Genomic DNA, 16,944 nt, shown 5'->3' with positions numbered 1-16,944 from the left:
ACGGGAACAGGGTCACATCGCGCCGCGCGCTCCGATTATGGCAAATCAATGTGAAAACACCAAAACGGCATACCTATAACGCGGCGGGCAACGCGGCCGTTGACGGCGTGCGCATGCCGGCGATCGGGACAAACCATGATGCGACGCGTTCGGCTCCGGGCGCGCGCACGTGACCTACCGGATGCCGGCCGCGAGCGATTACAATCGCGGCCATGAATATTCCGAACACCGCAACTCCTTCGTCCGTGCCGGCGCTGCCGCGCATCGCCGTACTCGCCACCGGCGGCACGATCGCCGGCGCCGCGCCGGACGCCACCAGCACGGCCGGCTATCAGGCCGGCGCGCTCGGCGTCAATTTCCTGCTCGACGCGGTGCCGGCGCTCGGGTCGGTCGCGCGCATCGATGCCGAGCAGGTCGCCAGCATCGACAGCAAGGATCTCGCGCTGCCGCTCTGGAATACGCTCGCCGCGCGCATCGACGCGCTGATGGCCGATCCGGCGATCGACGGCATCGTGATCACCCACGGTACCGACACGCTCGAGGAAACCGCGTACGCGCTGCATCTGGTCGTGACCGGCGACAAGCCGGTCGTGCTGACGGCCGCGATGCGGCCGGCCACCGCGCTGTCATCCGACGGGCCGCTGAACCTGCTGAACGCGGTGACGGTCGCCGCTCACCCGGACGCGCGCGGGCAGGGCGTGCTCGTCGCGTTCAACAACCGGATCCACGGCGCGCGCGACGTGGTGAAGACGAGCACGTACGCGGTCGACGCATTCCAGTCGCCGGAACTGGGCGCGCTCGGCTGGGTGCAGGACGGCCGCGTCGAATTCGCGCGCCGCGTGACGCGCTCGCGCGATGCGCACCTGGCGATTGCTGCCACGTGGCCGCCGGTCGAAGTCGTCGCGAGCTATGCGGGCGTGACGCGCACGGCCGTCGACGCGCTCGTGGCGGCCGGCGTGCGCGGCCTCGTCGTGGCGGGCACCGGCAACGGGTCGATCCACGCGACGCTGCAGGCGGCGCTCGCCGATGCGGTGAAAGCGGGCGTCGCCGTGGTGCGTGCGTCGCGCGTCGGCTCGGGGCACGTGATGCGCAACGGCGCCGCGAACGACGACGTGCTCGGTTTCGTGAGCGCCGGGTCGCTGAGCCCGTTCAAGGCACGCGTGCTGCTGATGCTTGCGCTCGCGAACGGCATGCACGGACGCGACGCGCTGCAACGCGCATTCGATACGCTTTGACCGCTGTCCGCCGATCGGGCGGCGCGCATGAAGAAAAGGCAGGCCATCGGCCTGCCTTTTTTGCGTCAGTACTGCGCGAATGCTCAGGACTGCGGCGGAATCACGAGCTTCTGACCCGGATAGATGCGGTCCGGGCTCGACAGCATCGGCTTGTTCGCCTCGAAGATCGCCGGGTACTTGTTCGCGTCGCCGTACACTTCCTTGGCGATCGCCGACAGCGTGTCGCCCGGCTTCACATCGTGGTACTGAACTTCCGGATCGTCCGGCTGCAGATCGTCGTCGTTGACGCCCGCGACGCCTTGCACGTTGCCGGCCGCGACCTTGACCTTAGCCTTCGTGTCGAGGTCGGAGACGCTGCCCGACAGCGTGACGGTGCGCGATGCGCCGTCGAACGCCACGGTCAGGTTCGACGTGTCGAGACCTTGCGTGTTGATGTAGTTCTTGATCGCATCGGCCGCGGTCTGGTTCGCGGCATTCGGATCTTCCGCTGCTTGCGCATCGGCGTGACCCAGCAGTTTTTCACCCGCCTCTTTGATAAACGAAAGAAGACCCATCGTTGCACTCCCTAGGTGGTTGAAAAGAAAACGCGCCGTGAAGTGGCGAAAAAAACACCGCGCTGGGCGCGATCACGGGCGTGAGCGCAAGCGCGGCGGATTTCTCGAAAGGCGTGGCGAAAGTGTAGGCGTTCATCGCGACGATTGCATGAAAAATCGCACGCCCGAACGTAAAGAAATGTAATACGCGAAATCCGACAGGCGGACACCCGACGACGACGTCTGACCGACCAAGGCTTCCCCGGCGTCGCCGGGTGCCGCTGCGGACCCCACCACGCCGCTCTCAGCCCAGAGCGGCGTTTTTCGCCCCGCCGCGCACGCATTTCAGCAATACGCGGCGGGACGCCCCATCGTGATGCACGCACAGGCATGCATCGATGCGACCGGCCGTGGCCGGATCGCGTGTGTGCGTCGCGCGTTCGCCGTTGCAGCGAAACGCGCGTCGTTGCGTCGGCGTTACGCGGCCGGCGTCTGGCCGATCTCGAAGTTCGACATGATCTCGAGCGCACGCACGAGTGCCGAGTGATCCCACGCCTTGCCGCCATGCGATGCGCACACGCTGAACAGCTGCTGCGCGCTCGCCGTGTGCGGCAGTGCGAGGCCGAGCTTGCGTGCACCGTCGAGCGCGAGGTTCAGGTCCTTCTGATGCAGCTCGATGCGGAAGCCCGGATCGAACGTGCGCTTCGTCATGCGCGCGCCGTGCACTTCGAGGATGCGCGACGCGGCGAAGCCGCCCATCAGCGCCTGGCGCACGCGCTCCGGATCGGCGCCCGAGCGTGCGGCAAACAGCAGCGCTTCGCCGACCGCTTCGATGTTCAGCGCGACGATGATCTGGTTCGCGACCTTGCAGGTCTGGCCTGCGCCGTTGTCGCCGACGAGCGTGATGTTCTTGCCCATCTTCTCGAACAGCGGCTTCGCGCGCTCGAAGGCCTTCTCCGGGCCACCGACCATGATTGTCAGCGTCGCTTCGCGGGCGCCGACTTCGCCACCGGACACCGGCGCGTCGAGGTAGTCGCAGCCGAGCGCGTTGATCTGCTTCGCGAATTCCTGCGTGTCGAGCGGCGAGATCGAGCTCATGTCGATCACGAGCTTGCCGGCCGAGAGGCCCTTCGCGACGCCGTCGTCGGCGAACAGCACGTTACGCACGTCGGGCGTGTCCGGCACCATCGAGATGATGATGTCGGCGTTCTGCGCGACTTCGGTCGAATTTGCGACGACCTTCGCGCTGGCGCGCAGGTCGTCGGGAATCGGGAACGCACCGTTCACGACGAGCTGATGATCGCCCTTGAGCAGGTTGCGCGCCATGTGCGCGCCCATGATGCCGAGGCCGATGAAACCGATGGTTGCCATGTGAAAGTCTCCTATAGGGGCGTATGTGGGAATGCCGCGGGAAGGGCGGGCCTCAGGCTGCGCGACGCGCCGAGCCCGATGCGCAGCCGGCGACGCTTTGCAGCCAGCCGAGGCCTTCCGTCGTGGTGGTGCGGGGCTTGTATTCGCAGCCGACGTAGCCGGCGTAGCCGAGCCGGTCAAGCAGCGCGAACAGGAACGCGTAATTGATCTCGCCCGTACCCGGCTCGTTGCGGCCCGGGTTGTCCGCGAGCTGGACGTGGCCGATCGATGCGAGGTTGCGTTCGATCGTCGCGGCCAGTTCGCCTTCCATGCGCTGCATGTGGTAGATGTCGTACTGCAGGAACAGGTTGTCCGAGCCGACCGCGCGGATCACGTCGAGCCCTTCGGACGAGCGGTTCAGCGCGAAGCCCGGGATATCGAAGCTGTTGCACGGCTCGACGAGCAGGCGGATGCCTTCGCGCTTGAGCGCGTCGGCGGCGAAGCGCAGGTTGTCGACGATCGTGACGAACGTCTTGTCGCGCGCCGTGCTCGCCGACGGGATGCCGACGAGGCAGTTCAGCTGCGACACCTTCAGCGCCTTCGCGTACTCGATGGCACGTCCGACCCCTTCCTGGAACTCGCCGACGCGATCGGGCAGGCACGCGATGCCGCGCTCGCCCTGATCCCAGTTGCCCGCGGGTAGGTTGTGCAGCACGAGGCGCAGGCGATGCGTCTCGAGCCGCTCGGCGAGTTCCTCTTTCGCGTACGGATACGGGAACAGGAACTCGACGGCGTCGAAGCCCGCGTCGGCGGCCGCCTTGAAGCGGTCGAGGAACGGCACTTCGTTGAACAGCATGGTCAGGTTTGCAGCAAACTTCGGCATGAGCTAAGCCTCTTCGGTCGGTCAGTCAAAAAATGTCGTGCGGATCAGTCGAGCATCGAGATCGCGGTCGGCGCGTGTTCGGCCCGCTCGGCGAGTTCCTCGAACTCGTTGATCGCGTCGATTTCGGTGCCCATCGAGATGTTCGTCACGCGCTCGAGGATCACTTCGACGACGACCGGCACACTGAATTCTTCCGCGAGCGTTTGCGCCTGACGCAGTGCCGGCTCGATCTCTTCCGGCTTGAACACGCGCAGCGCCTTGCAGCCGAGGCCTTCGGCGACCGCCACGTGGTCGACGCCATAGCCGTTCAGCTCCGGTGCGTTGACGTTGTCGAACGCGAGCTGCACGCAGTAGTCCATGTCGAACGCACGCTGCGCCTGGCGGATCAGGCCGAGGTACGAGTTGTTCACGACGACGTGCACGTACGGCAGCTTGAATTGCGCGCCGGCGGCCAGCTCCTCGATCATGAACTGGAAGTCGTAGTCGCCGGACAGTGCGACGATCGGACGGCGCGGGTCGGCCGCACGCACGCCGAGCGCGGCGGGGATCGTCCAGCCGAGCGGGCCGGCCTGGCCGCAGTTGATCCAGTTGCGCGCCTTGAACACATGCAGGAACTGCGCGGCGGCGATCTGCGACAGGCCGATCGTGCTGACGTAGCACGTGTCGCGGCCGAACACCTTGTTCATCTCTTCGTACACGCGTTGCGGCTTGACCGGCACGTTGTCGAAGTGGGTCTTGCGCTGCAGCGTGCGCTTGCGTTCCTGGCACTCGGACACCCATGCGCTGCGATCCTTCAGCTTGCCGGCGGCCTTCCATTCCTGCGCGACGGCGACGAACAGTTCCAGCGCGGCCTTCGCGTCCGACACGATGCCGAGATCAGGGCCGAACACGCGGCCGATCTGGGTCGGCTCGATGTCGACGTGCACGAACTTGCGGCCCTTCGTATAGACCTCGACGCTGCCCGTGTGGCGGTTCGCCCAGCGGTTGCCGATGCCGAGCACGAAGTCGGACGCGAGCATCGTCGCGTTGCCGTAGCGGTGCGACGTCTGCAGGCCGACCATGCCGGCCATCAGCGGGTGATCGTCGGCAATCGCGCCCCACGACATCAGCGTCGGGATCACGGGCACGCCGATCGTTTCGGCGAACTGGACGAGCAGGTCTTCGGCCGCCGCGTTGAGCACGCCGCCGCCCGACACGATCAGCGGCTTGTCCGCGTCGTTGAGCATCGCGAGCGCCTTCTCGATCTGCGCGCGGGTCGCCGCGGGCTTGTAGACCGGCAGCGGCTCGTACGTGTCAATGTCGAATTCGATCTCGGCGAGCTGCACGTCGATCGGCAGGTCGACCAGCACCGGGCCCGGGCGGCCCGAGCGCATCAGATGGAACGCCTGCTGGAACACGCGCGGCACCAGCGCCGGCTCGCGCACGGTGACGGCCCACTTGGTGACGGGCTTCGCGATCGACTCGATGTCGACGGCCTGGAAGTCTTCCTTGTACAGGCGCGCACGCGGTGCCTGGCCCGTGATCGCGAGGATCGGAATCGAGTCGGCCGACGCGGAGTACAGGCCGGTGATCATGTCGGTGCCGGCGGGGCCCGACGTGCCGATGCACACGCCGATGTTGCCCGGCGCGGCGCGCGTGAAGCCTTCGGCCATGTGCGACGCACCTTCGACGTGGCGGGCCAGCACATGGCTGATGCCGCCCGACTTGCGCATCGCGGAATAGAACGGGTTGATTGCTGCGCCCGGCACGCCGAACGCGGTCTGGATGCCTTCCTTCTCGAGCACGAGTACGGCTGCGTCGACGGCTCTCATCTTGGCCATGAATGTCTCCTTGAATGTGCGGATCTTGCGAATCGGTCTGTTGGGAACACTTTAGGGATGCAAGAAAGGTTTGATAAGATCAGCCGAAGTCGTTTATTTCGAAACTAAAAGTATGGAATGACGGCCGGACGGGGTTTCCCCGCCGGTGTCGGAGCCGGGATGGAGACGGGAGATGGATCGTTTCAAGCAGATCGAGACGTTCGTGCGAGTCGCGGACGCGGGCAGCCTCGCGGCGGCCGCGCTCGAGGAGGGCGTGTCGCCGGTGGTGCTGGGGCGGCGCATCGACGCGCTGGAGAAGCGCCTCGGCGTGAAGCTGATGTACCGCTCGACGCGGCGGCTGGTGGTCAGCGAGGAGGGCGCCGCGTTCCTCGAGCGCTGCCGCGGGCTGTTGTCCGAATGGGACCAGGCCGAGAACGAACTGGCCGCCGGCCGCCGCGCGGTCAGCGGGCACCTGATCGTGTCCGCGCCAGCCGCGTTCGGCCGCAAGCACGTGGCGCCGCACGCGCCCGGTTTCCTCGCCGACAAGCCGGAAATGCAGCTGTCGTTCAACCTGACCGATCGTGTCGTCGATCTCGTGCGCGAAGGCTACGACCTGTCGATCCGGATCGGCGGCTCGGTCGACCCGAACTTCGTCGCGGTAAAGCTCGCGTCGAACCGGCGCGTCGTGTGCGGCACGCCTGACTATTTCCGCCGCCACGGCCGGCCGAAGTCGCTCGACGACCTGCTCAGGCACAACTGTCTCGCGTTCAACCTGCAGGGGGGCCAGAACCGCGGCTGGTATTTCCAGCGCCACGGCAAGATTGTGACGATGCGGGTGGCCGGCAATCTCGACTGCAACGACGGCGAGCTGCTGCACCGCTGGGTAGCGGAAAGCCTCGGGCTCGGCTGGCGCTCGACCTGGGAAATCGCCGCACAGCTCGAGGCGGGCGAACTCGAGACGGTGCTCGACGAATATGCGCTGCCCGACTACGACATCCTCGCGGTCTATCCGCAGCAGCGCTACGTGCCCGCGCGCGTGCGCTACTTCATCGACTACCTGCGCGAAGCGTATGCGCGCCCCGGCTACTGGAGCAGCACGCCGTAACGGGCGCGGCAGGTTCCGGCATTTTTTTGCGCATCATCGGCTCCATGCGGGAATAAACTCGACGCAGCGGCGGTAAGGTCATCGAGTGCGCACGCTGCCGGTCTGTCCGGGCACCGGGCGCGGAACGGGCGCGGCTTCGGCCGCCGGGACCAGGGAGGCCATGTGGGGCAAGCCGGACAGGCGGTCGACGAACGGACGGAGGACGACGCGGTCGCGCGTGGCGAGCGGTTTCGCGCGCTCGTGTTGCCGCATCTCGACGCCGCGTACAACCTCGCGCGCTGGCTGAGCGGCAATGCGGGCGACGCGGACGACGTCGTCCAGGACGCGTGCATGCGCGCGCTGCGCTTCGTCGACTCGTGTCGTGGCGACAACGCGCGACCTTGGCTGCTGACGATCGTGCGCCACACCTGGTACACCGAGTGGCGCCGCCGCACCCACGCGCACGAGGTTGCATTGCCCGACACGCTCGACGACACGGAAGTGCCCGACGACTGGCAGTCGGCGACCGAGGATCCGCTCGCGCAGTTGCTGCGCGGCGAAAACGTGCGGCTGGTGAACGCGGCGCTCGCGAAGCTGCCGCCCGAATATCGCGAGGTGCTGGTACTGCGCGAGATGGAGGATTTGAGTTACCGCGAGATCGCGGCGATCGCCGACGTGCCCGTCGGCACCGTGATGTCGCGGCTTGCACGCGGCCGGCGCAGGCTCGCCGCGCTGCTGGGCGACACGGCGGCGCCGGCGTCGACGTCCAAACCCGCGCCGGGACGTGCGTCGGCAAGCGGAACCGCATCGGAGGCGATCGATGGACTGTAACGAAGCGCGAGCGTTGCTGGACGCAGACGTCGACCGCGAGCTGTCGGCGCCCGATGCATTGCGCATCCAGCGGCATGTCGAAGGGTGCGACGCGTGCCGCCGCGAACGCGAACGAATCGTCGCGCTGGGGCGGATCGTGGGGCAGGCCGACTATCATCGCGCGCCGGATGCGCTGCGGGCGAGCATCCTCGCGGGGCTGCCGGCGGCGGGTGGCGCGGGGGCGCGCAGGCAAGCCCGCGCGGAACCGGAGCCTGACGCAGCGGCGCGGCCGCGACCTCGACCGAACGGTCGCCGCTGGTTCTCATGGCCGACCGGGCGCGGCGAGCCGGCTCGCCCGGTACCTGTCGGGCCGGGGCCGCGTGTCCCGGCGCTGCCCGGGCTTGGCTGGGGCGTGGCGCTGGTGATCGCGCTGGCCGCGGCCGCCGGAATGGTGGTGTCCGCGCGCCACGCCGAAACCGGCCAGACGGTCGACGAACTGGTCGCGAGCCACGTGCGGGCCGGCCTGTCGGCGCGGGACATCGACGTGATCTCGACCGACCGGCATACGGTCAAGCCGTGGTTCAACGGCCGACTCGACTATGCGCCGCCGGTCGAGGACCTGTCGGCGAGCGGTTTCCCGCTGGCCGGCGGCCGGCTCGACTACGTCGGGCGGCGCCGCGTCGCAGTGCTCGTCTACCGGTACCGGCAGCACGTGATCGACGTGTACGTGTGGCCAGCCGGCGTTGGGCGGCAGGGTGCGCCGTACGCGACCGTGTCGCAGGGTTACGCGCTCGACCGCTGGGATGCGGCCGGGATGACGTGGTGGGCCGTGACGGACGCCGAGCCGTCGGCGCTGGCCGCGTTCAGGACGGCGCTCGACGCGCAGCTGGGCGGGGCGCGCAGCGAGTGACGGCAGGTCGCGCCACCGGCCCGTCTTCCTGTGCGCGACGCTCCGTCCCCGATTCCTGAGCTGACGCGCCGACAGCCTTTTGAATTGTCGGCGCCGTTCAAGTCTTTGAAAACATGGCCGAATCCGGTCGGAAATCGTCGATCGGTGTTGCATGCTCCCTGTATCCGGGTTAGAATCTTCGGCTTCTCACTTGCCACACCGGTTCAGACGCCCGGGTGGCTTCAATCCACAAGGAGTGTGTAATGCGTCATTACGAAATCGTATTCATCGTGCACCCCGATCAGAGCGAGCAAGTGCCCGCGATGATCGAGCGTTACAAGACCACGATCACGACGCACGGCGGCCAGATCCACCGTGTCGAAGACTGGGGCCGTCGCCAGCTGGCCTACATGATCGAGAAACTCGCGAAGGCTCACTACGTCTGCATGAACATCGAGTGCGACCAGACGACGCTCGACGAACTCGAACACGCGTTCAAGTTCAACGACGCCGTGCTGCGTCACCTCATCGTCAAGATGAAGAAGGCCGAGACCGGCCCGTCGCCGATGATGAAGGAAGTTCAGCGCGAAGAAGCCAAGAAGGCGGCTGCAGCTCAGCCGACCGAAGCGCAGGCTTAAGTTCGTCACTCATTAAGCCATCAAGGAGCGCGTCACTCACGTGAACAGGTTGCAATTGACGGCGAGCGTCGTCGAACGCGCACCGGTGCGATATACGCCGGCAGGTGTTCCGATCGCAAGCGCCACGTTGCATCACCGCACGGAAGTCGTTGAAGCAGGCATTCCCCGTCAGGTCGAAATGACGATCGAGGCGGTGGCGGCCGGTGAGGCGAGCGGCAAGCTGGAAAGCCGTGAAATGGGCGTCGAGACGCTGTTCACGGGCTTCCTGGCAAAGAAAAGCCGCAACGCGAGAACCTTGGTGTTTCACATCACTGCATTGCAGGACATAGGAAAGGACTGAAATCATGGCCCGCCCGACTGGTAAGAAATTCGACAAGCGTCGTCAGCAACAAAACCCGCTCTTCAAGCGCAAGAAGTTCTGCCGTTTCACGGCTGCCGGCGTCGAGCAGATCGACTACAAGGACACGGAAACGCTGAAGGACTTCATCGGCGAAAACGGCAAGATCACGCCGGCTCGTCTGACGGGTACGAAGGCGCACTATCAGCGTCAGCTGGACACGGCAATCAAGCGTGCGCGTTTCCTCGCGCTGCTGCCGTACACCGATCAGCACAAGGCGTAATCAGGCGACGCAATAAGGAGAATTCGAATGCAAATCATTCTGTTGGAAAAAGTCGCCAATCTGGGCAACCTCGGCGATATCGTCAAGGTCAAGGACGGTTACGCTCGCAACTTCCTGATCCCGAACCGCAAGGCTCGCCGTGCAACGAAGGAAGCGATCGCCGAATTCGAAGTTCGCCGCGCTGAACTCGAAAAGATCGCCGCTGAAAAGCTGGCGGCATCGCAGGCAGTCGGCGAGAAGCTGAACGGCCAGTCGTTCGAAATCACGCAGAAGTCGGGCGTTGACGGCCGTCTGTTCGGCTCGGTCACGAACGGCGACGTCGCGGAACTGCTGAAGAAGGCAGGTTTCGAAGTCGAGAAGCTGCAAGTTCGCATGCCGGAAGGCCCGCTGAAGATGATCGGCGAGCACGTCGTTCAGATCGCGCTGCACACGGACGTCATCGTCGACGTCACGATCAACGTGATCGGCGACCACGCGTAAGCGTACGCAGGCTTTCCGGGCGGCTTCCGTCGACCGGACAAGGGCAGGCGCCCGGGCAACCGGGGCCTGCCTTTTTTATTGCCCGATCCCCGGAGCGGTAGCGCTGCCGCGATCAATTCGCGATAATCCCAACCCATGAACGCGCCGCAAGATCCTCAAATCGAATCGCTGAAAGTCCCGCCACATTCGGTCGAAGCCGAGCAGTCGGTGCTTGGCGGCCTGTTGCTCGACAACGCGGCATGGGACCGGATTGCCGACTTCCTGTCGCAGGGCGACTTCTATCGCTACGACCATCGGATCATCTACGAGCACATCGGCCGGTTGATCGCGTCGACGCGCCCGGCCGACGTCGTGACCGTGTACGAAGCGCTGACCACGTCCGGCAAGGCCGACGACGTCGGCGGCCTCGCCTACCTGAACGCACTCGCGCAGAATACGCCGAGCGCCGCGAACATCCGCCGCTACGCGGAAATCGTGCGTGACCGTGCGGTGCTGCGCCGGCTCGTGTCGGTCGCCGACGAAATCTCGGCCGACGCGTTCAATCCGCAGGGCAAGGAAGTTCGCCAGCTGCTCGACGAGGCCGAGTCGAAGGTGTTCTCGATCGCCGAAGAAGGCGCGCGCGGCAACCAGGGCTTCCTCGAGATCGGTCCGCTGCTCACGCAGGTCGTCGAGCGCATCGACACGCTGTATCACACCGCGAACCCGAGCGACGTCACGGGCACGCCGACGGGCTTCGTCGATCTCGACCGGATGACGTCCGGGATGCATGGCGGCGAACTGATCATCGTCGCGGGTCGGCCGTCGATGGGTAAGACCGCATTTTCGATGAACATCGGCGAATACGTTGCGGTCGAGTACGGGCTGCCGGTGGCGGTGTTTTCGATGGAAATGCCGGGCACCCAGCTCGTGATGCGTATGCTCGGCTCGATCGGCCGGCTCGACCAGCACCGGATGCGTACCGGCCGGTTGACCGACGAGGACTGGCCGAAGCTGACGCACGCGGTGCAGAAGATGAGCGAGGCGCAGCTCTTCATCGACGAGACAGGCGGCCTGAACCCGATGGAATTGCGCTCGCGCGCGCGGCGTCTGGCCCGCCAGTGCGGCAAGCTCGGCCTGATCATCGTCGACTACCTGCAGCTGATGTCGGGCTCGTCGCAGGGCGAGAACCGCGCGACCGAAATCTCGGAAATCTCACGATCGCTGAAGAGTCTGGCCAAGGAACTGGACGTGCCGGTGATCGCGCTGTCGCAGCTGAACCGCGGGCTGGAGCAGCGTCCGAACAAGCGTCCGGTGATGTCCGATTTGCGTGAATCGGGCGCAATCGAACAGGACGCGGACGTGATCCTGTTCATCTATCGTGACGAGGTCTACAACCCGGACAGCCCGGACAAGGGCACGGCCGAAATCATCATCGGCAAGCAGCGTAACGGTCCGATCGGGCCCGTTCGGCTCACGTTCCTGGGTCAATACACGAAGTTCGACAACTTTGCGGGGGCCCAGACCTTCTACGGCGAGTAACACTTCTTCGCCAGATGTAAACCGTTATTTCACCAAGCGTTGTATCCAATCCCGGCGCGCGCAGATGCGCGCGTCGCGTCGCAACCGAAAACGGTACAATATCGCCCGTTTTCGTGACAGTCGTTTGACAATCTCTCAGGAATCCCATGTTCGGTCGATTCATGCCCACCGAGGGCAAGTTCTTTGAACTCTTCAACGCGCACGCGAAGCACATCGTTTCCGGTGGCCGCGAGCTCGAACTGCTGATCGACAATCTCGCCGACGCCGAGATTCACAAGCAAAACGTGCAGACCGCCGAGAAGGCCGCTGACAAGCTGACGCATGAAGCGATCGATCTGCTGCACAAGACCTTCATCACGCCGCTCGATCGCGACGAGATCCACAAGCTGATCACGACGATGGACGACATCCTCGACCTGATGGAAGACGTCGCCACGGCCGTGTCGCTGTACGACGTGCAGTCCGTCACGTCCGAGGCGAGCCAGCTCGCGCACATCGTCACGCAGTCGGCCCAGCACGTGCAGCAGGCCGTCGGATTGCTGTCGGACATGAAGCAGTCGGCGCAGATCCTCAAGCAGTGCGAGGAGATCGACCGCTGGGAGTCGGAAGCCGATCGCGTGCTGCGCGCGGCGATGTCGAAGCTGTTCCGCGAGGAAGACGACGTGAAGACGCTCATCAAGCTGAAGGCGATCTACGAGTTGCTCGAGGAGATCACCGACAAGTGCGAGGACGTCGCGAACATCATCGAAGGCATCGTGTTGGAAAACGCCTGAGCGGACCACGATGCATTCGATACAACTCGCCCTATGGATGGTCGCGACGCTCGTACTCGTCGCGCTCGTATTCGACTTCATGAACGGCTTCCACGACGCGGCGAACTCGATCGCCACCGTCGTGTCGACCGGGGTGCTGAAACCCCAGCAAGCCGTGGTGTTCGCAGCCGCGTTCAACGTCATCGCGTATTTCATCTTCCACCTGAAAGTTGCGCAGACGGTCGGTAAAGGCACGATCGACCCCGAGATCGTCGACCACTATGTCGTGTTCGGTGCGCTGGTCGGTGCGATCGGCTGGAACGTGATCACGTGGTATTACGGGATTCCGTCGAGCTCGTCGCACGCGCTGATCGGCGGCCTCGTCGGCTCGGCGCTCGCGAAGTCGGGCTGGAGCTCGCTGAACATCGACGGCCTGATGAAGACCGTCGCGTTCATCTTCATCTCGCCGCTGCTCGGCTTCATCCTCGGTTCGCTGTTCATGCTCGGCGTGTCGTGGCTGTACTTCCGTACCGCACCCAGCAAGGTCGACCGGCGCTTCCGCCGGCTCCAGCTGCTGTCGGCCGGTCTGTACAGCCTGGGCCACGGCGGCAACGACGCGCAGAAGACGATCGGCATCATCTGGATGCTGCTGATCGCGTCGGGCTATGCGTCGGCGACCTCCGATGCACCGCCCGCGTGGGTGATCGGCGCGTGCTACCTGTCGATGGGCCTCGGCACGCTGTTCGGCGGCTGGCGAATCGTCCGCACGATGGGCCAGAAGATCACGAAGCTCAAGCCGGTCGGCGGTTTCTGTGCCGAAAGCGGCGGGGCGATCACGCTGTTCATCGCGTCGTTCCTCGGCATTCCGGTGTCGACCACGCACACGATTACCGGTGCGATTGTCGGCGTCGGCGCGACGCAGAAGCTGTCGGCCGTGCGTTGGGGCGTTGCCGGCAACATCGTGTGGGCCTGGGTGCTGACGATTCCGGCGTCTGCGCTGATCGCCGCGGGCGGATGGTGGATCGGGCATCAGATCTTCTGATTCCGACGCTGCCGGACGACGCGACATGCGCCGCAAACCGAAAGGTTGCGGCGCATTTTCTTTGGTGGTCGGGAAAGGGGCGGGACTGGCGGGATTGCTGCCGGGATGGGGCGGGTCAGTAACTGCCGTTCGCGAAGCGGGCGATCGGATCGTCCGCGGTGCCGGTGCGCGGGCCGCGCGGCGCGGATTGCGTCGACGCACGCAGCACCTGCACGGGCTCGATGTCGCGCGGCGACGGCGCGGCGGCCGCAGGCGGGGGCTCCGTATCGAACGCGGCAGCCTGGGCGGCCGTCAGTGCCGTCGTCGGAATCTGTGTGCCGGTCTCCGTCGGGACTGCGTTCGCCGTCATCGCGGTCATGTCGCCATTCGCGGATGCCGCCTGCTGCTGGGCTGCCGGCATGCGCGGCGGCGGCGGTTCGTAAGGGTCGACGGACGGGGCGGCTGCCGGGGCGACCGCTGCGGTCGATACGACCGGTGCCGCCAGCATGACCGGAGCCGGCGACGGTGTTGCGCCGGCTTGTGACGAAGCGTAGGCCGGCTGCCGCGGCGCGGCGGCTGCGACGACCGGAGCCGGTGCGGCCGTCGGCGCATCGCGCCGTGCCTCGTAGGTTGGCGCATCGAACGGTGCTGGCGTACCGCGCGGCGGCGCGACACGGCGAATGCCGTCGAAGCGCTTGGCCCAGTACGGGTTCGTCAGGTAGTCGAGCCGCACGGTGCCGCCGGTCGACGGCGCGTTGACAAAGCGCAGCTTGCCGACGTAGATGCCGACGTGCGAATGCGGGCGTCCGGTCGTATTGAAGAAGATCAGGTCGCCCGGCGCGACCTGGTCGGGGTCGATCGACACGCCGCGGCTGCTCATGTCGGCGGTCGTGCGCGGCAGGTTCACGTCGGCCGCGCGGCCGATCACGTAGCGCACGAGCCCGCTGCAGTCGAAGCCGCTCGTCGGCGTGTTGCCGCCCCAGCGGTACGGCACGCCGACGAGGCTCATCGCCTGGATCGAGATCTCTTCCTGGCCGACGCTGTGATCGACGAATTTCGGGAAATTGGCAGGCGCCGGGAACGCGCGCGGCGTCGTGATCTTCATGCCCGAGGTGCGCGAAGCCGACTGCTGCGGCACGCTGGAGCAGGCCGCGAGCAGTGAAACGACGGCGACGGGAACCCAGATTCGAAGCATGACATGGCGGACGAGCGCAGGGCGCTCGCCAATCGTATGACAACAGACAGACCCGATGGTAGACGTTCCGGCGGGGCTTAGGCAACCATTCCTGAGAATTTACTTGAAGTTTCGCGCGTAAGTGAGGCCGTTGCGTAACGAATCATGACCGACGTTTCCGACCCCAAAAATAAAAACGGCGCTCCGGAAACGGAGCGCCGCATGGCGTCGACGGCCGGCGGGCAGCCGGTCGCGCGTTACAGGATGTCCGACGCGTAGTCGGCGAGCCGCGAGCGTTCGCCGCGCGCGAGCGTCACGTGGCCGCTGTGCCCCCAACCCTTGAAGCGGTCGACGACGTAGGTCAGGCCCGAGCTGCCTTCGGTCAGGTAAGGCGTGTCGATCTGTGCGATGTTGCCGAGGCACACGATCTTCGTGCCGGGGCCTGCGCGCGTGACGAGCGTCTTCATCTGTTTCGGCGTGAGGTTCTGCGCTTCGTCGATGATCAGGTACTTGTCGACGAACGTGCGGCCGCGCATGAAGTTCATGCTCTTCACCTTCAGGCGCGAACGGATCAGTTCCTGCGTCGCCGCGCGGCCCCATTCGCCGGCTGCGTCGTCGGTCTTCTGCAGCACTTCGAGGTTGTCGTCGAATGCGCCCATCCACGGCTGCATCTTCTCTTCCTCGGTGCCGGGCAGGAAACCGATGTCCTCGCCAACGGGGACGGTCGCGCGCGTCACGATGATCTCGTTGTAGCGCTTGTCGTCGAGCACCTGCGCGAGGCCGGCCGCGAGCGCGACGAGCGTCTTGCCGGTGCCGGCCTGGCCGAGCAGCGTGACGAAGTCGATCTCGGGGTTCATCAGCAGGTTCAGCGCGAAGTTCTGCTCGCGGTTGCGCGCGGTGATGCCCCACACGTTGTTCTTGTGGTGGCTGTAGTCGCGCAGCGTCTGCAGCAGCGCCGTCTTCCCGTTCAGCTCACGGACGATCGCATGGAACGTCGGTTCGCCGTTCTGCGGTTCGAGATAGACGAACTCGTTGACGAGCATCGACGCGACGAGCGGGCCCGTCACGCGGTAGTACGTGGTGCCCGTCTTCGTGTCCTGCCAGCTCTCCATGCCCTTCGCATGCCTGGTCCAGAAATCCTGCGGCAGCTCACGCACGCCGTTGTACAGGAGATCCGAGTCCTCGAGCACCTGGTCGTTGAAGTAGTCTTCCGCGGGCAGGCCGAGCGCATGCGCCTTGATCCGCATGTTGATGTCTTTCGACACCAGCACGACCTGGCGGTCCGGCCGGTCGCGCTGCAGCGCGCGCACGACGCCGAGGATCTGGTTGTCGGCCTTGCCTGCAGGCAGGCCTTCGACGGGCGGAATGTTGGTGAGCGTCGTCTGGAAGTACAGGCGGCCGAGCGCCTCGCGGCTGCCGAGGCGCGACAGCGGAATGCCGTTCGTGATCGGGCCCGCGTCGGCGACCAGTGCGTCGAGCGTGCGGCTCACCTGGCGTGCGTTGCGCGCGACTTCCGACATCCCCTTCTTGTGGTTGTCGAGTTCCTCGAGCGTCATCATCGGCAGATAGACGTCGTGTTCCTCGAAGCGGAAGAGGCTGCTCGGATCGTGCATCAGCACGTTGGTGTCGAGCACGAACAGCTTCTGCAGTTCGGCTTCGGCGGCCTTGCGGTTGCGCGACTTCGTCGCCGCGCCGGCATCGCGTGCGGGCGCCGCGGCCGGTTTCGCGGCGGCGGGCTTGTCATGGCGTGCCTCGACCGGCGCGGCGGGTGCTGCTTCGACCGGCGCCTGGATCGGCTGCAGCAGCGCCGCGGTCTGTTTGGTCCTGCGGCCGCGTGCAGGTGTGCTCGCGGATTCTTGCGCCGACGACGCGACGGCGCGCAGCGGCGCGGCCGTGTTCGCGGCTTCGGTCATCGGTTGGGCCACGCTGGCCGGGCCATAGTCACCGGCAGTGGATGCGTCCCCTTCGGCGGATTTCTTCGCGGCTTTCGCGGGTCGCGCTTTCGCCTTGTATTCGTCGGGCGGCAGCAGGCTGCCGAGCTTGCTGGGGGGGGTAGGCAAAGGCATGGTGTCCCTCGGGAGGAATCGTGTCGCATGAAGTGCGCCGCTGATCGCATCCTGCGTGACGTACACGCATGCAGTTTGCGCGCGGTGGCGCA

General features: G+C 65.8%; 17 protein-coding genes. 11 read left to right on the top strand and 6 right to left on the bottom strand.

The annotated features are described in order from the left end of the window. Positions 1-212 precede the first annotated feature (212 nt). On the top strand, positions 213-1,235 hold the full coding sequence (locus DIE08_RS22350) for an asparaginase (protein ID WP_124903605.1): 1,023 nt from the start codon (positions 213-215) through the stop codon (positions 1,233-1,235). Positions 1,236-1,318: 83 nt separating this feature from the next. On the opposite strand, the gene lysM is transcribed toward DIE08_RS22350, so the two are convergent. The 4 genes from lysM to gcl all read right to left on the bottom strand — a co-directional run bounded on the left by lysM (position 1,319) and on the right by gcl (position 5,821). Beyond that, positions 1,319-1,789 carry a peptidoglycan-binding protein LysM gene (gene lysM / locus DIE08_RS22345; protein WP_124903603.1) on the bottom strand — a complete coding sequence of 157 codons (471 nt, stop codon included), beginning with the start codon at positions 1,787-1,789 and terminating at the stop codon, positions 1,319-1,321. Between the two features lie 456 nt (positions 1,790-2,245). Next, on the bottom strand, positions 2,246-3,154 hold the full coding sequence (locus tag DIE08_RS22340; RefSeq protein ID WP_260437096.1) for a 2-hydroxy-3-oxopropionate reductase: 909 nt from the start codon (positions 3,152-3,154) through the stop codon (positions 2,246-2,248). Between the two features lie 37 nt (positions 3,155-3,191). Beyond that, positions 3,192-4,001 (bottom strand): hydroxypyruvate isomerase, encoded by an 810-nt coding sequence (gene hyi, locus DIE08_RS22335; RefSeq protein ID WP_124903601.1) that lies wholly within the window; start codon positions 3,999-4,001, stop codon positions 3,192-3,194. Positions 4,002-4,045: 44 nt separating this feature from the next. Then, the gene (gene gcl, locus DIE08_RS22330) at positions 4,046-5,821 is read right to left on the bottom strand and encodes a glyoxylate carboligase (protein WP_124903599.1); all 1,776 of its coding nucleotides are present in this window, start codon (positions 5,819-5,821) and stop codon (positions 4,046-4,048) included. A 172-nt stretch (positions 5,822-5,993) separates the two neighbouring features. Between gcl and DIE08_RS22325 the strand changes: the two genes are divergently transcribed. The 10 genes from DIE08_RS22325 to DIE08_RS22280 all read left to right on the top strand — a co-directional run bounded on the left by DIE08_RS22325 (position 5,994) and on the right by DIE08_RS22280 (position 13,633). Next, on the top strand, positions 5,994-6,905 hold the full coding sequence (locus DIE08_RS22325) for a LysR family transcriptional regulator (RefSeq protein ID WP_124903597.1): 912 nt from the start codon (positions 5,994-5,996) through the stop codon (positions 6,903-6,905). Between the two features lie 162 nt (positions 6,906-7,067). Continuing rightward, complete coding sequence (locus DIE08_RS22320; RefSeq protein ID WP_124903595.1) at positions 7,068-7,715, top strand: RNA polymerase sigma factor; 648 nt, start codon at positions 7,068-7,070, stop codon at positions 7,713-7,715. Continuing rightward, positions 7,705-8,604, top strand: coding sequence for an anti-sigma factor (locus tag DIE08_RS22315; RefSeq protein WP_124903593.1), 900 nt, complete (start codon positions 7,705-7,707; stop codon positions 8,602-8,604). The genes DIE08_RS22320 and DIE08_RS22315 overlap by 11 nt, the downstream gene beginning before the upstream one ends. Before the next feature lie 242 nt (positions 8,605-8,846). Beyond that, on the top strand, positions 8,847-9,221 hold the full coding sequence (rpsF, locus tag DIE08_RS22310; protein ID WP_006755436.1) for a 30S ribosomal protein S6: 375 nt from the start codon (positions 8,847-8,849) through the stop codon (positions 9,219-9,221). Between the two features lie 40 nt (positions 9,222-9,261). Then, positions 9,262-9,561, top strand: a complete 300-nt coding sequence (gene priB / locus DIE08_RS22305; protein ID WP_006486250.1) for a primosomal replication protein N — start codon at positions 9,262-9,264, stop codon at positions 9,559-9,561. A gap of 4 nt (positions 9,562-9,565) precedes the next feature. Next, positions 9,566-9,841, top strand: a complete 276-nt coding sequence (rpsR, locus tag DIE08_RS22300) for a 30S ribosomal protein S18 (RefSeq protein ID WP_004193360.1) — start codon at positions 9,566-9,568, stop codon at positions 9,839-9,841. Positions 9,842-9,868: 27 nt separating this feature from the next. Continuing rightward, positions 9,869-10,321, top strand: a complete 453-nt coding sequence (gene rplI / locus DIE08_RS22295; RefSeq protein WP_059604251.1) for a 50S ribosomal protein L9 — start codon at positions 9,869-9,871, stop codon at positions 10,319-10,321. Positions 10,322-10,456: 135 nt separating this feature from the next. Then, on the top strand, positions 10,457-11,839 hold the full coding sequence (locus DIE08_RS22290) for a replicative DNA helicase (protein WP_006486249.1): 1,383 nt from the start codon (positions 10,457-10,459) through the stop codon (positions 11,837-11,839). Positions 11,840-11,985: 146 nt separating this feature from the next. Next, positions 11,986-12,612, top strand: a complete 627-nt coding sequence (locus DIE08_RS22285) for a DUF47 domain-containing protein (RefSeq protein WP_044847234.1) — start codon at positions 11,986-11,988, stop codon at positions 12,610-12,612. A 10-nt stretch (positions 12,613-12,622) separates the two neighbouring features. After that, positions 12,623-13,633: an inorganic phosphate transporter gene (locus tag DIE08_RS22280; RefSeq protein ID WP_059604254.1), complete on the top strand. Its 1,011-nt coding sequence runs from the start codon at positions 12,623-12,625 to the stop codon at positions 13,631-13,633. Between the two features lie 115 nt (positions 13,634-13,748). Here the strand turns inward: DIE08_RS22280 and DIE08_RS22275 are convergent, their stop codons facing one another. Next, the gene (locus DIE08_RS22275) at positions 13,749-14,807 is read right to left on the bottom strand and encodes a C40 family peptidase (RefSeq protein WP_124903591.1); all 1,059 of its coding nucleotides are present in this window, start codon (positions 14,805-14,807) and stop codon (positions 13,749-13,751) included. 236 nt (positions 14,808-15,043) lie between these two features. After that, on the bottom strand, positions 15,044-16,852 hold the full coding sequence (locus tag DIE08_RS22270; protein ID WP_059604261.1) for a PhoH family protein: 1,809 nt from the start codon (positions 16,850-16,852) through the stop codon (positions 15,044-15,046). Positions 16,853-16,944 lie beyond the last annotated feature (92 nt).

It is taken from the genome of Burkholderia sp. Bp9004, assembly GCF_003858025.1.
Taxonomy (GTDB): domain Bacteria; phylum Pseudomonadota; class Gammaproteobacteria; order Burkholderiales; family Burkholderiaceae; genus Burkholderia; species Burkholderia diffusa.
The sequence above is the reverse complement of the archived record's forward strand: the minus strand, read 5'-3'. Positions and strand labels throughout refer to the sequence as shown.

What these genes read in the sequence shown, in the direction of transcription:
- DIE08_RS22350 (WP_124903605.1), top strand. Translation starts at nt 213, where the DNA reads ATGAATATTCCGAACACCGCAACTCCTTCGTCCGTGCCGGCGCTGCCG.
- lysM (WP_124903603.1), bottom strand. Translation starts at nt 1,789, where the DNA reads ATGGGTCTTCTTTCGTTTATCAAAGAGGCGGGTGAAAAACTGCTGGGT.
- hyi (WP_124903601.1), bottom strand. Translation starts at nt 4,001, where the DNA reads ATGCCGAAGTTTGCTGCAAACCTGACCATGCTGTTCAACGAAGTGCCG.
- gcl (WP_124903599.1), bottom strand. Translation starts at nt 5,821, where the DNA reads ATGGCCAAGATGAGAGCCGTCGACGCAGCCGTACTCGTGCTCGAGAAG.
- DIE08_RS22325 (WP_124903597.1), top strand. Translation starts at nt 5,994, where the DNA reads ATGGATCGTTTCAAGCAGATCGAGACGTTCGTGCGAGTCGCGGACGCG.
- DIE08_RS22315 (WP_124903593.1), top strand. Translation starts at nt 7,705, where the DNA reads ATGGACTGTAACGAAGCGCGAGCGTTGCTGGACGCAGACGTCGACCGC.
- rpsF (WP_006755436.1), top strand. Translation starts at nt 8,847, where the DNA reads ATGCGTCATTACGAAATCGTATTCATCGTGCACCCCGATCAGAGCGAG.
- rpsR (WP_004193360.1), top strand. Translation starts at nt 9,566, where the DNA reads ATGGCCCGCCCGACTGGTAAGAAATTCGACAAGCGTCGTCAGCAACAA.
- rplI (WP_059604251.1), top strand. Translation starts at nt 9,869, where the DNA reads ATGCAAATCATTCTGTTGGAAAAAGTCGCCAATCTGGGCAACCTCGGC.
- DIE08_RS22290 (WP_006486249.1), top strand. Translation starts at nt 10,457, where the DNA reads ATGAACGCGCCGCAAGATCCTCAAATCGAATCGCTGAAAGTCCCGCCA.
- DIE08_RS22285 (WP_044847234.1), top strand. Translation starts at nt 11,986, where the DNA reads ATGTTCGGTCGATTCATGCCCACCGAGGGCAAGTTCTTTGAACTCTTC.
- DIE08_RS22280 (WP_059604254.1), top strand. Translation starts at nt 12,623, where the DNA reads ATGCATTCGATACAACTCGCCCTATGGATGGTCGCGACGCTCGTACTC.
- DIE08_RS22275 (WP_124903591.1), bottom strand. Translation starts at nt 14,807, where the DNA reads ATGCTTCGAATCTGGGTTCCCGTCGCCGTCGTTTCACTGCTCGCGGCC.
- DIE08_RS22270 (WP_059604261.1), bottom strand. Translation starts at nt 16,852, where the DNA reads ATGCCTTTGCCTACCCCCCCCAGCAAGCTCGGCAGCCTGCTGCCGCCC.